This is a genomic window from Pedobacter jeongneungensis (genome assembly GCF_039538295.1).
In the GTDB taxonomy this organism is placed as follows: domain Bacteria; phylum Bacteroidota; class Bacteroidia; order Sphingobacteriales; family Sphingobacteriaceae; genus Pedobacter; species Pedobacter jeongneungensis.
The window spans coordinates 290228-305735 of the sequence record NZ_BAABBY010000008.1 but is presented as its reverse complement, the minus strand read 5'-3'; the positions used below and the strand labels follow the sequence as shown (position 1 = coordinate 305735).

At 40.3% G+C, this 15508-nt stretch carries 13 protein-coding genes; 7 read left to right on the top strand and 6 right to left on the bottom strand.

Features of this window, described 5'->3' with window-relative positions:
• Positions 1-700 precede the first annotated feature (700 nt).
• On the bottom strand, positions 701-1360 hold the full coding sequence (locus ABD769_RS17430; RefSeq protein ID WP_344852665.1) for a GDSL-type esterase/lipase family protein: 660 nt from the start codon (positions 1358-1360) through the stop codon (positions 701-703).
• Positions 1361-1579: 219 nt separating this feature from the next.
• On the opposite strand from ABD769_RS17430, the gene ABD769_RS17425 reads away from it, so the two are divergent.
• Positions 1580-2257, top strand: a complete 678-nt coding sequence (locus tag ABD769_RS17425; protein WP_344852664.1) for a tetratricopeptide repeat protein — start codon at positions 1580-1582, stop codon at positions 2255-2257.
• 60 nt (positions 2258-2317) lie between these two features.
• Here ABD769_RS17425 and ABD769_RS17420 read toward each other — a convergent pair whose 3' ends face one another.
• Positions 2318-4393 carry an FUSC family protein gene (locus ABD769_RS17420; protein ID WP_344852663.1) on the bottom strand — a complete coding sequence of 692 codons (2076 nt, stop codon included), beginning with the start codon at positions 4391-4393 and terminating at the stop codon, positions 2318-2320.
• Positions 4394-4601: 208 nt separating this feature from the next.
• On the opposite strand from ABD769_RS17420, the gene ABD769_RS17415 reads away from it, so the two are divergent.
• The 5 genes from ABD769_RS17415 (at position 4602) to ABD769_RS17395 (ending at position 9258) form a co-directional block, all read left to right on the top strand.
• A complete protein-coding gene (locus ABD769_RS17415; RefSeq protein WP_344852662.1) occupies positions 4602-5018 on the top strand; it encodes a hypothetical protein in 417 nt (138 codons plus the stop codon).
• Positions 5019-5024: 6 nt separating this feature from the next.
• Positions 5025-5660: a hypothetical protein gene (locus tag ABD769_RS17410; protein WP_344852661.1), complete on the top strand. Its 636-nt coding sequence runs from the start codon at positions 5025-5027 to the stop codon at positions 5658-5660.
• Positions 5661-7524: 1864 nt separating this feature from the next.
• Positions 7525-8256 (top strand): DUF6261 family protein, encoded by a 732-nt coding sequence (locus tag ABD769_RS17405; RefSeq protein WP_344852660.1) that lies wholly within the window; start codon positions 7525-7527, stop codon positions 8254-8256.
• A gap of 254 nt (positions 8257-8510) precedes the next feature.
• Complete coding sequence (locus ABD769_RS17400) at positions 8511-8882, top strand: hypothetical protein (protein WP_344852659.1); 372 nt, start codon at positions 8511-8513, stop codon at positions 8880-8882.
• Positions 8883-9081: 199 nt separating this feature from the next.
• Positions 9082-9258, top strand: a complete 177-nt coding sequence (locus tag ABD769_RS17395) for a hypothetical protein (RefSeq protein ID WP_344852658.1) — start codon at positions 9082-9084, stop codon at positions 9256-9258.
• Positions 9259-9595: 337 nt separating this feature from the next.
• Here the strand turns inward: ABD769_RS17395 and ABD769_RS17390 are convergent, their stop codons facing one another.
• The 4 genes from ABD769_RS17390 to ABD769_RS17375 form a co-directional block, all read right to left on the bottom strand.
• Positions 9596-9958: a hypothetical protein gene (locus ABD769_RS17390; protein ID WP_344852657.1), complete on the bottom strand. Its 363-nt coding sequence runs from the start codon at positions 9956-9958 to the stop codon at positions 9596-9598.
• A 173-nt stretch (positions 9959-10131) separates the two neighbouring features.
• On the bottom strand, positions 10132-12585 hold the full coding sequence (locus tag ABD769_RS17385) for a TonB-dependent receptor domain-containing protein (RefSeq protein WP_344852656.1): 2454 nt from the start codon (positions 12583-12585) through the stop codon (positions 10132-10134).
• Positions 12586-12678: 93 nt separating this feature from the next.
• Complete coding sequence (locus tag ABD769_RS17380; protein WP_344852655.1) at positions 12679-14418, bottom strand: PspC domain-containing protein; 1740 nt, start codon at positions 14416-14418, stop codon at positions 12679-12681.
• A 15-nt stretch (positions 14419-14433) separates the two neighbouring features.
• Positions 14434-14769 carry a PadR family transcriptional regulator gene (locus tag ABD769_RS17375; RefSeq protein WP_025145298.1) on the bottom strand — a complete coding sequence of 112 codons (336 nt, stop codon included), beginning with the start codon at positions 14767-14769 and terminating at the stop codon, positions 14434-14436.
• A 566-nt stretch (positions 14770-15335) separates the two neighbouring features.
• On the opposite strand from ABD769_RS17375, the gene ABD769_RS17370 reads away from it, so the two are divergent.
• Complete coding sequence (locus ABD769_RS17370) at positions 15336-15500, top strand: hypothetical protein (RefSeq protein WP_344852654.1); 165 nt, start codon at positions 15336-15338, stop codon at positions 15498-15500.
• The last annotated feature ends 8 nt before the right edge of the window (positions 15501-15508 follow it).

Genomic DNA, 15508 nt, shown 5'->3' with positions numbered 1-15508 from the left:
AAGCAGTACGCATGTGGTTCTTAGGCTTGCTCCGGTCCCGCAGGATTCTAACCATATAAGGAATGTAAGACTTAAGTTTATATGTTCTTATATCACTTATATGGTAAAATATCATTAGAAAAATACCTTCAATATGTAGCTGGGTTGGCTATAAAAAGGTGTTTTTTTTGAAGCAGCAAGCATGTGGTTCTTAGGCTTGCTCCGGTCCCGCAGGTTTCTAACCATATAAGGAATGTAAGACTTAAGTTTATATGTTCTTATATCACTTATATGGTAAAATATCATTAGAAAAATACCTTTATCATGTAGCTGGGTTGGCTTTAAAAAGGTGTTTTTTGAAGCAGTACGCATGTAGTTCTTAGCATTGTTCCAGTCCCGCAGGTTTCTAACCATATAAGGAATGTAAGACTTAAGTTTATATGTTCTTATATCACTTATATGGTAAAATATCATTAGAAAAATACCTTCAATATGTAGCTGGGTTGGCTAGAAAAAAGGTGTTTTTTTTGGAAGCAGTAAGCATGTGGTTCTTAGCGTTGCTCCGGTCCCGCTTTTCCTTCAAGTCCTCACCCGATGAAAAATCGGGTTCCGGGCTTTCCGTTCAATCGGGGCTAAATAACAATAGACCGTGCAATAACAAATAAATATTAACGGCAGATAAGCTCATGTGTTCTTACCTGTCGTATGCTGTTAAACATGCCTATTTTATTAAATGTGGTTCAACCGCTTTTCGCCAGATGGCATACCCCGTAGCATTCATATGCAGCATATCTTCCACAAACAATTCTGGCCTGAGTTTACCCTCTTTGGTGAGCATTAAGGGATAAACATTAACAAAAGTGGTATTGGCCTCTCCGGCTAGGAACTTTTTAATGAGCGCGTTAGAAGCCACTGCTTTCTCCTTAAACTTATCCCGGCTCGGACTTGGTTTAATCGAAATGTAAACAATTGGTACCGTTGGCAGTTTTGCCCTGATGGCCCGGTATAACTGAATGGTACGGTTTAAAACGGTATCGGGTGTAACTGCATCGTTTGGCAGGTCGTTTTCACCTACATAAATCACCAGCTGTTTTGGCTGATACGGAAAAACTACATCGTTTAAATAATACGTAATATCATTAATTACCGCGCCACCAATACCACGGTTTAAGGCATTGTATTTTGCAAAAATCTGCGTGCAATCGTCCCACTTCCGGATAGATGAACTGCCTACAAACAACACCGGATGAACAGGCGGCTTATACATCTGATCATATTTTTTAATCGTTTGCACATCATCCCAGAAATTGGGTTTCTTTTGTGCAAAAACGGCAACGGTAAAACAAGAGAGCAGGAAAAGACTTAAGAATAATTTTTTCATGTACATAATGGTATTAAACCGCACAATATACCAATATCTATAGTTTCACAGCTTAATCAATCAAATTTATTACGGGTGTTGTGAGTTGCCAACTTTAAAGACGGGCTGGCAACCATAAAGCATTCCCCTGTTCAATCACAAATAAATTACATCAAAAACTATTTTAACTAAGCCATTAGTTTCTATATTTAATCAACCAGATATTTAAGTTAACATCCCATGCAAAATTACCGTCCATTCCTGATCAGAAAAAGCAGTTTAATGCTTTTAGTTATTGCCAGTATTATAATTTCATGCAAACAAAAGGCACATCAGATTAATGATCAGCCCAAAAAGAGTGCAATGGTGGCCAACGATAGTGCGCTCAAAATCTTTTTGAATGTGATGGATCTAAAATATCCTAAAGATTCGTTAGAAAGTGCCGTAAAGTTATATAAAAAAGCACTTGCCGAAGATGGAGGATACAAGATCGCATTTTACAACCTGTTAAGTTGTTATCAGTACATGAAAAAATTTGATGAATCGGTTGCACTGTGTACAGAGTGGCTAAAGAAAAACCCCAACGATTTAGACATCCAATATAAAAGGGCGCTGATTTATGATGCACAGGGTAAAAATGAATTGGCCAGGGCAGGTTATAAGGCAGTTGCTGATGAGGTAAACAAAAAGCAGCTACCTAAAATAGATAGTACACTAACGCCAATACAGATAGATGAAATCATAAATACTGCTGGTGTAATCTATATCGCAGAAAATGATAAGGTTAAAGCTTTAGCCTTATTGAGCGATTTAAAAGCAACCTTTCCTGATAATAGTACTGTTGAAAGTGTGTATCGTACAACTTTAAACAGCAACAGGCTCGATCGGGTTAAGGATTTGCTGGGTTATACGAAATAAATGAGATAAGTACCTCCGGCATTGATCGCCTTAAATCTGCGGGAGCATTTCACTAATGGGTCAATCCCTGAAAGCAGCATTAAACCTGCTAAACGCTACAGACAAAACCGCAATATGCGCCAGCTTCTGCCTGGTAGAATGATCACTCTCCTGTTCCGTTTCATCCGGCTTTAAAGTGCTGTCTGGTAAGATAGCCATTTCACTAAGGTGATTTACAATCTGGCTCACCACAGCAGGATCAGCCTGTTCGGGTTTATGGTTAAGCGAAAGGTAAATGGAAGTAATAATGGCATTGATCTGGTAAATGGTCGATTGTACACCATAAAGCGCATTAAAATCGAGGTGTTTACGCACAGGCTCCTGACTGGCCGATTCAATCGCTTCGCTCAGGGCCGATAAACTCAGGTTGGCATTTTTTCTCGCCATCCGCGAAATGTTTTCGCCCAGGTTTTCCTTCCGCTCAATGGCTACCTTTAAGTATTGTAAACAATCTTTTGTGGCTTTATTAATTTTCTCTTTCAGCTGGCGGCTATCCCATATTGGGAAAAGATAAGTAGCAAAAATAGCGATCACACAACCCAGCAGGGTAAACAGAATCCGATCGTGCACCAGGTGGTCGAAATGGCCCTGGTAACTGCCCAGCGTTAAAATCACCGCGGGGGTAATAAAGAGCACACTAACGGTATAGTTTAACCGGTTGAAGGCATAAAAACCCAGCAGGAAAATCACCGAAAAGGAAAGTAACACCGCGGGATTCTTCACAAAATAAATGATCACCAGCCCCACAACAACGCCACCGAGGCTTCCTTTCAGGCGTTGCAGGTTCCGTTTCCAGGTAATCGAGAATTTCGGCCTTGCTACAATCACCAGCGTTAAGAACAGCCAGTAGCTGTATTTGCTGGGCTCCAACTGCCAGATTAATAAAAAACCGAAAAGGAAACAGATGGCCAGCCGCAGCGAAAACCTGAATATCGGCGATTTTAAACTCAGGTGTTCTTTAATCGAAAAGCGGTCGCCGGTAATAAACAAGGGATAGGAAATCGGGCCGCTCAGTTCCTGCAGGTGTTTTTCGGGCGTATGCTCATTCCCCCTGATCATTTCGATAATGCGCACAATATCGTTCATGTTCGAAACCACTTTCAACACAATTTTACGCTGGCTTTCGTTCAGGCGTTCCATCTCCTGCAGCAGCATTAAGCGTTTCTGGTAATATTCGATATTGGTGGCTACCTCGCCTTTATAAGCCTTTGCCGAACGCACGTGCCTGCCGAGTTCTTCGAGTTCTTTTGCCAGCAGTTCGATCAGGCTGGCAATCAGTTTTAAACTCGATCCGGTAGCCAGGGTATTCCGCACCAGGGCGTAATCGTAATGTACGGCATTCAGCTGTTCGTATAAATCAATCAGTAACCTCGCCCGCTCCAGCAACAACCGGCCTTTGGGGTTATCGGGATTCATGGCGTACTTATCGGTAAGCAACAGGTTGCGGATCAGTTCGTGTTTCTGGTTAACCTTGATGTGCAGTTTAATAGCCTCTTTCTGTTGCAGATCGAGCGGAACATCCACATCGTAATTCTTCGCTTTCGCATTTAAAAATACGGCACTGCTCATTAAACACTCAAAAATGGCATGGTGCAGGGAACGGTAAGGCCGGATCAGAATCTGGATCAGGCTGATTACATAATACCAAACACCACCCACCAAAATATAACTGCTAAAATACAGCGGCCTGGCCGGGTGAAGCCCCATTACAAAGGTGCATACAATGAGCGCCATGGTACCAATTAACGACAGTTTCTGTCCGTACACCGCAAACATAGAGCAACCGAAGGCAGCAACAACCACAACCACTGCAGTAAGGTATTGATTATACAAAACAGAAGATACCACCAGTGTAGCGCAGAAAAATACTATGATACTGGATAAGGCTGTTTTGAGTTTGTTCAGGCGGTTATCGGGCAGATCGGTTAAACTGATCAGCAAAGCCCCCACACCTATTCCTTTTGCCGCTTCGGGATTGCCCAGGTAAAAGAATAAAATGATGGGCAATACCACGGTAATGGTGGTGCGCAGGGCATCAGAAAAGTACTCGCCTAAAAAGAAATATGTAATGGCAGAGCCGATGCTGTTTTTGCCCATGAATAAACTAATAGTTAGAAAGCCGCAAAGGTAATAAATATAATGCATGCATATTAAATGGTTGCAAAATACAAGATACCGATTCGTTCTTTGGACTTTTACAAAACAATTGAACCATAGCTAACCCAGCTAAAAATAAGTATTTATGGTTTTCCGTAATGTATAGAATAAATAACTATCTACATTAGTCTAGATTTAACCTTTCACAATGCTAAAAACTACATCAGAACTAAGAACTATACTTATTATAGTTACGCTATTAATGTTTACATCTTGTAATGATAAAAAGAACAGAATATATATAATTACAACAAGCGTTACAGGAACCGATCAAAATCAGATAAGAAAAGATACTACTAGCACTGTAGAATCAGAATATTTTGAAGTCAAGCTTTCATCAGTTAATAATGGAGAGCTTTATATTGCAGGAAAACAACTGCTGAAACCTCAGATTGGAATCACATATAAATCGGAGTTCTTTAAATTAGTCGATGATAAGGGTAATGAACTTCAATTTAAAACTCCCACTGATTTTCTGAACTTTATGTATGCAGCAGGGTATGAAATGAAAGATCAGGATAACCAAAAATACGGGATCGATTATACATTTAAAAAAATAATCTAAATACTCATGAATAAATTTAGACTCTTTATTATACTCGCTATTCTTAGCGGTTGTCAGCTTAATTCATCTAAAACAAATGGATCATCCGATACTAGTCTACCCGATAGCAATAGTCTGAATATCGATTCCGCTGGCAATCCTATTCATCTTATAACGACGCAAGATTCAGCGAAGATTAAATTGCTTCTTAAAAGCTTTAAAATTACAAAAGATGAGTTCGATGTTGATGATAAACAGTGGGTAAGACCTATTGATGAGCCACATTATGTAAATAGAAATGGTATTTATAGTTACTTTCAGAGCAATGAAGGAGTAGCCAGCAATCTTAGATTCGTAATTCAATATTATAATGATGACTGGCTTTTTATTCAAAAGTATCAGTTTTCAATTGATGGAAAGGCTTACGAATATATTCCAAATAAGGTTGAAACCGATAGCGGGGATGGTGGAATGATTTGGGAATGGTTCGATGATCAGGCGGACGAAAATTTAAAAAAAATAATGGAAGCAATTGTCAAGAGTAAAACTACTAAAATCAAAATGATTGGCAACCAATACTTCGATATAAAAACTGTCACATCAAAACAGAAAGAAAGTATCAGAAAAACACTGGAACTTTACAAATTACAGGGAGGAAATTAATCTATTCCACCGAAAGCCTAAATGCCAATTTCTACGCTGATCATCTTAAATCTGCGGGCAAAAAACAATAAAGGGTTCCCGCTGATCTCACAGATTTACGCAGAAAACAGGATGAATCGCAGTAAAAGATCCATCGACTATGCTCAGGATGACAATCGCGAGGGAAAGGTTTGGTAAGATAGATTTCTCCGCTTCGTTGCACTCCGGTCGAAAGGACGAGACGAGGGGCGATTCGCTATAATACCCCAAACCCCGGACCCCGGTCTTGCCGACTTCGGACTACCAAGCGGGGGTTAAGTTTCGTAAAATAGATTTCTCCACTTCGTTGCACTCCGGTCGAAATGACGCGATGAGGGGCGATTCGCTATAATAACCCAAACCCCGGTCTTTCCGACTTCGGACTACCCAGCGGGGGTAAGGTTTCCTAAGATAGATTTCTCCGCTTCGTTGCACTCCGGTCGAAAGGACGAGACGAGTGGATAAAAGCTACGCATGCATGGAAAATACAGATGGGGCTACTAAATTAAAAAGATTGCTTCACTCCACCTCACCAGCCCTACCCTTCAGTTCGAAATGACGAGACGGGGAGCGATTCGCTATAATACCCCAAACCCCGGACCCCGGTCTTGCCGACTTCGGACTACCCAGCGGGGGGAAAGTTTCTCAAAATAGATTTCTCCGCTTCGTTGCACTCCGGTCGAAATGACGAGACGAGTGGATAAAAGCTACGCAAGCATGGAAAACACAGATGGGGCTACTAAATTTAAAAGATTGCTTCACTCCACCTCACCAGCCCTGCCCTTCGGTTCGCAATGACGAGACGAGTAGATAAAAGCCACGCAAGCATGGAAAACACAGATGGGGCTACTAAATTAATAAGATCGCTTCACTCCACCTCACCAGCCCTGCCCTTCGGTTCGCAATGACGAGACGAGGGGATAAAAGCTACACATGCATGGAAACCACAGATGGGGCTACTAAATTAATAAGATCGCTTCACTCCACCTCACCAGCCCTGCCCTTCGGTTCGCAATGACGCGATGAGGGGCGATTCACTATAGTACGCCAAACCCCGGACCCCGGTCTTGCCGACTTCGGACTACCCAGCGGGGGGAAAGTTTCTTAAAATAGATTTCTCCGCTTCGTTGCACTCCGGTCGAAATGACGAGACGAGGGGATAAAAGCTACGAACGCATGGAAAATACAGATGGGGTTACTAAATTTAAAAGATTGCTTCACTCCACCTCACCAGCCCTGCCCTTCGGTTCGCAATGACGAGACGGGGAGCGATTCGCTATAATACCCCAAACCCCGGTCTCCGGTCTTTCCGACTTCGGACTACCCAGCCGAATCCCAATCATCAAATCTCAGTTATAAGACAAACTCAACTCCAAACTAAAAACTCCCAACTCCAAACTAAATTTGACGGTAACTACCCATTTCGTTATCTTAGTGCTATCCCTTTTTAACGGTGCATCAATTATTTCCCATCCGCACGGTTAATCAAATTATCCCACATTTTATTAACGGGTTTTATTACCCCTAAAATTTAAAGGTTATGGCAATAACAGGCATGATTAGGGAACCTCCGCGTTCGGCAAAAACAGTACTAAAACAATCAAGTAAGCAACTTTTTTGGTTAAAAGGGACAAATTACTTTGAAACCTCACCACCATAAGTGGCATCAAATCAAAGTTTGTTTGAAACCTCGCTACCATAGTTGGCACTAAAACAAAGTTACTTTGAAACCTTGCCACCATGGGTAGCGCCAAAGCAAAGTTACTTTGAAACCTCCCCACCATAGGTGGCACCAAAGCAAAGTAAAAAACGCAAAAACAAAATTAACCACTAAATTCAAGATCCTATGATTAACTCAATCGTATTACAAACGCTCCGCAACGGAGAGTATATCCAGTTTATAACCGATGCCTTAAACGTTGTATCGAAAAATAATCCAAAAAAACTTAATGTTAGTACACAGTACGATGCGCTGCTTGCAGCAAAAGATGATATTGAAAAGCTATTCAAAATTAGCCAGGGAAGTTTGATAACCGAAGAAATTGAAAATCTCGATAAGCGCAGGGACGATGCCATCAACGGTATTAATTTACATGTACAAAGTTTAACCTATAGTCCAGATCCGGCAATAAACAAATATGCAAAAACCCTATCAGCCCATTTAGCCTTATTTGGTCCACGCATAGCTATCGAAAATTACCAGACCGAAAGTACTATCCTCCGCAATGTTGTTAACGATTGGAAAAACAAATCCGACCTACAGGCGGCCGTAACGGCCTTAAATTTGGGCAATTGGTTAACCGAGCTAGAAACAGCCAATAACGATTTTAATGCGGCTTATGCCAAACGTAACGAAGAACTGGCCACCGCCCCAACAGAAAAACTCAGAGAACTGCGCAACAAGGCAAACGAGCTGTATTACAAATTGCGTACGCGGATAAACTCTAACTTCGATATTAATGATGGTGCAGAACCCTGGGCATCTACCGTTAATTTGCTGAACCAGAACATCAGCACTTATACACTGTTGCAAAGCCGCCGCACAACTGGCAAGGGCGAAGAACCCACAGAGAGTTGATTCTTTTAAACACCGGTGCACACAGATAAATACTGATCTTTATATTGGTACATCATATCTGTGTGTATCCTTGTTACCTGTAGCTAATTATTTATTTAATACCAACACTTTGCTTTAAACTTTTAAATCTGCGGTTAGCTTGCCTGATCAGCTGCATTTAACAAAATCATAATCAACTAAATTTGTAGCTGTTCAGCATATCCTTTATATTGTCCATTAGCAATATTGCACAACAGTAAAAAAATTTAACCATCATGAAATTTATATTAACACTGCTATTTCTATCCACCCTCTCTTTAGCTGGTTTTTCACAAGAAACAAAAAAGACCGGTACAGGAACCCTCACGCAGGATAAAAAATATTCGTACGCTTACATTTTGATTCAGGGGAAATTCTTATCCAGAAGATTAAAGGTAGATGTAGATTTCGGAGATACGCCAGAGCAGTTAAAAGACGGCAGACAGTATTCTGAAACACTTACCAACAAGAAATCGTATGCTGCAATACTGAACTATATGGTAGAAAGCCAGTACGAACTTGTACAGACACTCGATTATACCGATACCTATTCGGGCTCAGGCGGCACCTCCGGTATTGTTTTCATTATGAGGAAAAATAAGGAGTAGTAACCAACTAAACAGATTGCTTCATACCACCGCTGATCTCCTCCCTTCCGTTTGCAACGACGAAACAGGGTTAATAACCAAATCACAGTTTTCAAATGACCAACCCCTCAACTCCAAACTAATTTAACCATTCTCAAAACAATTGCCGGCTAAAAAGAATTGTATTGATACACCAATAACATCAAATATGAAAACGAAAATGATAATCTTAGTTACTGCCCTGGGTTTAGCCCTATCGGCATGTACAGGTAAAAAAGCCGGCGAAGAAAATGCCGATACGATGCACAAATATACTGATACGAGTAAAAGGATCGATACCCATACTGATTCTACAGCAGATTCTACTACAAATGCACCAGCTGATGTTAAGCATTAAAGCCGGATAACAGGATTATATCACCATTTAATCCTTTCAGGTTCTGTCGTGTTGAGCCTGTCGAAACACATCAAAGTTTATTTTGAAAAGATCTTTCGACAGGCTACCCTTTAACAGACTTCAATAGTAGTCGTCATTCCCACGCAGGAATCTTAATGTACGTGGATTACGATTAACATAAGTTTTCTTTTATTCATCAAAACTCTGCGCTAATCATCTTAAATCTGCGGGAGAAAAACAAAATGCGGAAAAGTCCGAAAGTCAGCAGACCGGAGTCCGAAGATAATGTTGCGAAGAACAGCTGCCCAACGCTGCGTTCTTTGTGGTTAAACCGCGATTACTCCGATAACTTCTGCTTAATCCCTTCCGCCAGTTTTTTCACTTTCATGTAGCCTGCCAGCGAACTGTTCCTTTTATCAAAACCGATCTCCAGCCAACCTTTTTTAGCCTTGAGGTTAAATTTATCGCTGCCATTTAAATTTACGAACAAATCGATATTCTGATCCAATGGAAGTTCATTGTTTAGTGCACTATCGAGGTATTTCTCCAGTTTGGCAGTTTTACCTTCAGCATACTTGGCCTCGAAGCTAAATGAGTTGTTCGTATCCTGAGTACTGATGGATAAATAACCTCCGCCACCATGGCAGCCGCAGCTTAAAGCGGTAAATAAAATTGCGATACTATAAAATATATTTTTCATATCAATTGGTTATCTGGTTTAAAGGTGGTTAAATGGTTAATTGTTTAAATCGGTTAATCGAAAAGCGAGCCCGGCTTCATCCCTTGGCGCCCAACCCTCGGACCTCTGACTTTCCGACTCCGGACTAAGGACTCCAAACTAATGACTAATGACTAATGACGAATGACGAATGACTATCCCCCCGCTCTGTTTTTAATATCATCAGCAGCTGTTTTCCGGTTTTGGTTTGATTTTAAATTCTGGTTACCAAAGCTATAACTGATGTTGAACGAAGCCCTTCTGCTAATGTAATTGTTCTGAACCCTTAAATTCACATTCTGATAATCGAGCGTGCCTTTCCAGTAATTGGTTTGGAAAATATCGTCTACATTTAACCTGAATTTTAGAGCCTTATTTAAGAAACTTTTTTGCACGCCCATATTTAGAGCATATTGGTAAATAGTAGTTCGCTCTAAACCACGCACACGGGGAGAATTTAACCAAAAGTTGGTTTCTAATGTCCAGTTATCTGGTAAAGTAACGGAACTGGTGATGTTAAAGTTGTACGATACCTTGCTGAGCATAAAAGGTGCACCTTCTAAGTTATCATCATTAAATTTATTATAAAACAGGCTAAAATTTTGCTGCAAATTCCACCATTTGGCAATGGCAAGCGGGAAATATAAGCCTGCAGTATAATATTGCCCACTGCCTATATTGCCTTGCCCAACCGTAACAATCCGGGTGCTGTCGTTTTGTGCCGTTTTACTATCCAGAATGAGGTCTTTAGTTTTAGAATAACTCAGCGAGAAAGACAGACCGCTTTTATAGCTATAACTCACCTCGAAATTATTGGTAAACTGTGGTTTTAAATATGGATTACCTTGTTGTATGGTGTAAGGGTCCATGTAAAAATTAAAAGGGTTTAACTGCTGGTAATTCGGCCGGTCTATGCGCCTGCCGTACGAATAACGTAAATTACTGCTCTCCGAAATCTTCTGACTCACAAAAACAGTAGGGAATAACGATAAATAATGCTGCTTTGCTTCAGTGTTATTGGTCACCGATGTTCCGGTAGATTGTGTGTACTCTGCCCGCAAACCTGCCTGAACCTGCCATTTGCCCAACTCTTTAGATAAATTTGCATAAGCTGCATTTACGTTCTCCTTATAAATAAAGTTATTGCTTTGCCCGGCAATATTCTGCCACCCGTTATTGATTAATGCAGATGAAAGAAAATCGTTATTGGTTTTTACATAGGTACTTTTCAGGCCCGTTTCAAGCTTTGTCGTTTTAGATATTGGCCAGGTGAAATCTGTTTTTGCGGCATAAATATCAATGGCTGTTTTACTATTGTTCCTGATGTTGGTGTTGTTGTAAACAAGGCCCTTTTCATCATAAAAATTAGTGTTAAAATTTTCCACTCCCGAATAATCAAAACCTGAGTAATCGGCATCAAAATTTAAACTGGCACCTTCCTTTTTAAAATCGTGTTTGATGTTAAAGTTTGCGCTGTAATTTTTGTTTGGCGTATTGGCATCACCCATCAGGATTAACGAATTATTGCTTACCACACCGGCTTGGGTTTCATTAATGAACGTTTGAGAGAAATTATCCAGTTTACGGGTGCTGGTGCTGCCATCCAGCATAATACCTATTGTAGTTTTTTCACCCGCATAGTAATCAGCACCCACCTTTGCAGCCAGCCGCGATCCGTTGTATATTTTTTGAAAGTTTTGATTAAATGCACTCTGTAAACCATTGGCATTGGTGCTTCGTTCTAAAAATAAGTTGGAGAAATTATTGTTTTTGGAGGCATTTGCATTGGTGTAAAAATTCCACTTTTCTACGCGGTGGTTTAAATTAAAGTTAACCTCCGATCCGTAAACATTGACAGGCAGGTTAGCCCTTATGGCATTGCGGTAGGTTGATGAAACGCTGCCATTGGTACCAAAGGCCTTATTCTTTTTTAATTTGATGTTGATAATCCCCGAATTACCCGCTGCATCATATTTGGCAGACGGGTTGGTAATAATTTCTATCGTAGCAATCTGGCTGCTGCTTAAGCTGTTTAAATAGATGGTTAAATCTGATGCCGATAAAAAGTTATTTTTTCCATCAATCATCACCATTACACCCGACTTGTTGTTTAATAAAATCTGTTCATTCTGCCTGTCTAACTGTACTCCTGGTGCTTTCTCTAAAATTTCGAGTGCGGTACTCCCCGCCGAAACGATGCTGTTCTCTACATTCAGTACCGTTTTATCAATCTGGTGTTCAACAAAAGGTTTTTTGCCCTGCACACTCACCTCTTTCAGCTGTTTAGTTAAACCCTCGATGCTGATGGCAGGCAGGATTAAATCTCCGCTAACCGAAAAACGATCGGTCTTTTTGCTTTTAAAACCAACTATCGAAACCGATAACTGATATTCACCACTTTTTAACTGGTCGATGGTAAACTCGCCGTCTATATTGGTCGATACACTTTTAATCGCGGTGGTATCGGGATAATTCAACACCCTAACAATGGCAAACGACACCGGAACGGTCTTATCATCAATGATTTTACCGCTGAGTTTATTTAATTTTTGGGCAAAAGATGTCCCACACACCATAAGGCATGCAATTAGCGTAAATAATGTTTTCATGGTTTCTTTTTCTTAGGTGTGCTTTTTATGCCGGTTGCCCTTATCCTCATTCCTCAATGACGACCTGCTTAGGTTTTGTACTGATTAGAACAATTACTGGAGCTTAATCCCCAGCTCTTCCTTAACTTCCCTCATCCGGTTTGAAACAGAATCCTGGTAAATCACATCATCTGTTTTATTCTTTTGCAACAGTTCCAACTCAGACAGTTCTTTTCGAAGTTCTTCCTTTTTAATCGCTTCTTCTTTTAATTGCGCAACACATTTCAAGCCGTCTTCTGTCATAATCCAAACTGTATAATCATTGTGGTCGTTTTCGCTGTTTTTACAATCCCAGGTCCAGTAATTATTAATGTAACGGTAAGTATCTTCCTTTAAAATCAATTTCGTACCCACCGGAACTTCAAGGGTTAACCTTACTTCCTGGTTACGCCAGATGGTTCCTTTTCTCAGTTGAAAACGTGGACTAAAAATCAACTCCGAATCTTTCACCACATAACTGTAGCTGATGTTCTGCGCATTCTGCAACGCACTTTGAAAGGTTTTACCCTGCGATTCATACTTCTGTGTTAAACGCGTAACACCGGTTTCGCTTTTGTCAATATCAATGCGGATATGGTTTAGCGAAACAAATGGTCCGTCTTCAAAATCATCAACCACAATCTGGTGGCGGTTATTTGCATCGATGTGGTAAGCCACGCTATCCTCTTTACTGAAATACTTACTCTTATCGATATTAATGGTATAGGCAGGTAAAGATTTTAAATCGACAGTTTGCGTTAACTCTGCATGCTGTTTAAATTCTGATGAAATCTTCGCCGCCTGATAACCCGTTACCGCTACACCAGCCAGCCAGATAATTAACAGCGCAAAAGAGAGGGTTTTATTAATGGCCTGTTTATTAAAAGCTACCCTGATGGAGAATAATACCAAAGCCAGAATAGGCACAAAACATACAATAAATGCACCCAATACAATGATTCCCCTGTTGCTTTCATTAACAATAGAGAGGGGGAAATATTCGTAAATGCTGGCATCCCAAAATCCCTGGAAAGCGGCCACGCCAATAATCAGCGTCAGTAGAAATAATACTCCAAACACCACGATAAAGCCGGCTATCACTTTAAAAATTACTTTCCCTGTGCCCGAAATAAAACGGCCCAGCCATTCGAAAAACTCACCGATAAAAATGCCTATCCGTCCGAATATAGGTTGTGCATGTTTATTTACTTCACTCAGGCGTTCCTTAACCGCCTGTAATTCTTCGTCGAGGTTCTTCTGAAAACCCTGAAGGTTTGCAGGCTCGCCTTTCATTTCCATTTTCTCTATCCGCGATTTCGCTTTCGGCATGATAATCCAAAGGAGCACATATACCAATACGCCAAAGCCACCAACAAAGCTAATCAGCAATGTAGCCAGCCTGATCCATTTTGGATCTGCATTTACGTAATGCGCAATACCTGCACAAACGCCTGCTACCACGCGGTCGTCCATATCGCGGTACAGTTTTTTCTCCGTGTACTGGTACTGATAAGTAGTATTGATTACAGGTTCTTCTTCACCTTCTTCGGTGGTATCAAAATCCTGTACCCTACCCATCTGCGCTATAACCGAGTTTACATTGGCCGAATCTACAACCTGCTTTTTTTGCTCTTCCAGTTGCTCAGTTAATAATTCTGCAATCCGGTTTTCAATATCCGTTACAATTTCAAGGTCATCTGCATGGTTGGCAAAATATTGCTTTACTTCGTTAAGGTAGGCCTTTAAGAGTTCGTAGGCACTTTCTTCAATATGAATAATCGTGTTCCCTATATTGATGATGATGGTCTTTTCCATTTCCTTTTTTACTAATTATGAATTGGCTCCTTTTTGTGAAATACCTACAGCATAAGCCAGCTCCTGCCAGGTTTGATCTAATTGTGATAAAATGCCCCGACCATCTTCGGTTAAGGTGTAATATTTACGCGGTGGGCCTGAGGTAGATTCTACCCAGTTGTAGCTTAACAAACCGTTGTTTTTAAGCCTGGTTAATAATGGATATAATGTACCCTCAACCACCAACAGCTTTGCCGACCTTAATTCAGCAATAATATCCGAAGCATAAATTTCGCCCCGTGAGATGATTGATAAAACACAATATTCCAGAATTCCCTTCCGCATTTGCGTTTGCGTATTTTCTGCTATCATATAACAAAGATATGTGTTTTATATACTACCATGCAATACATAGTACTAAAATAAATCAAAGTAATTTCACAACAAACTGATTACCAGTTAAATAATTTAAAATAAAATTTTACTGTCTGGAAGAAATTTAGTAAAAAATAGAAATTTATAATCCTTTTTGGAAAAGCAAGGACCTGTAATCCTTTGGTTCCGGCAGTCCTGCTATTGCCCATAGCCCCGGTTAAAAAGGTCTTAAATACAATATTTTTTCCCGAAACCGGGGGCTATCTGGCGCTATCAGGTTTAGATTACAATGGCAGTTGGCCCCTCGCTAAACTTACGGAATTGGCTTACACCTGTTCCCTTTCTAAACTTCGTAAGTTAGCCAACTACACACACAGGGTGATCGCGCTGTATTGAATATCAAACAGGCTAATCATCCTTTTTAAATTGACTACAGTATTTTACAACCGTATAACTATCAATTAATTAATAAAAAATATAAGTTATTAACAATTTAACATTTTTCTGGATTTTTGGCTTGGGATTTGCCTTAAGAAAATCGACCCCAATTAAAACATTTTGATATGCTTATTAAATTAGATACATCGGTTTTCAGACTTTCGAGGCACAAAGCAGAAACCGTAAAAAAAGTTGCAGCACCACTTACAAGAGATCAATGGATCAATGCTGACAGAATTGTAATGGCAGCCATGTTTATTGCTACTATTGCTGGTGCCATCTTATTTTAATTTCCGAT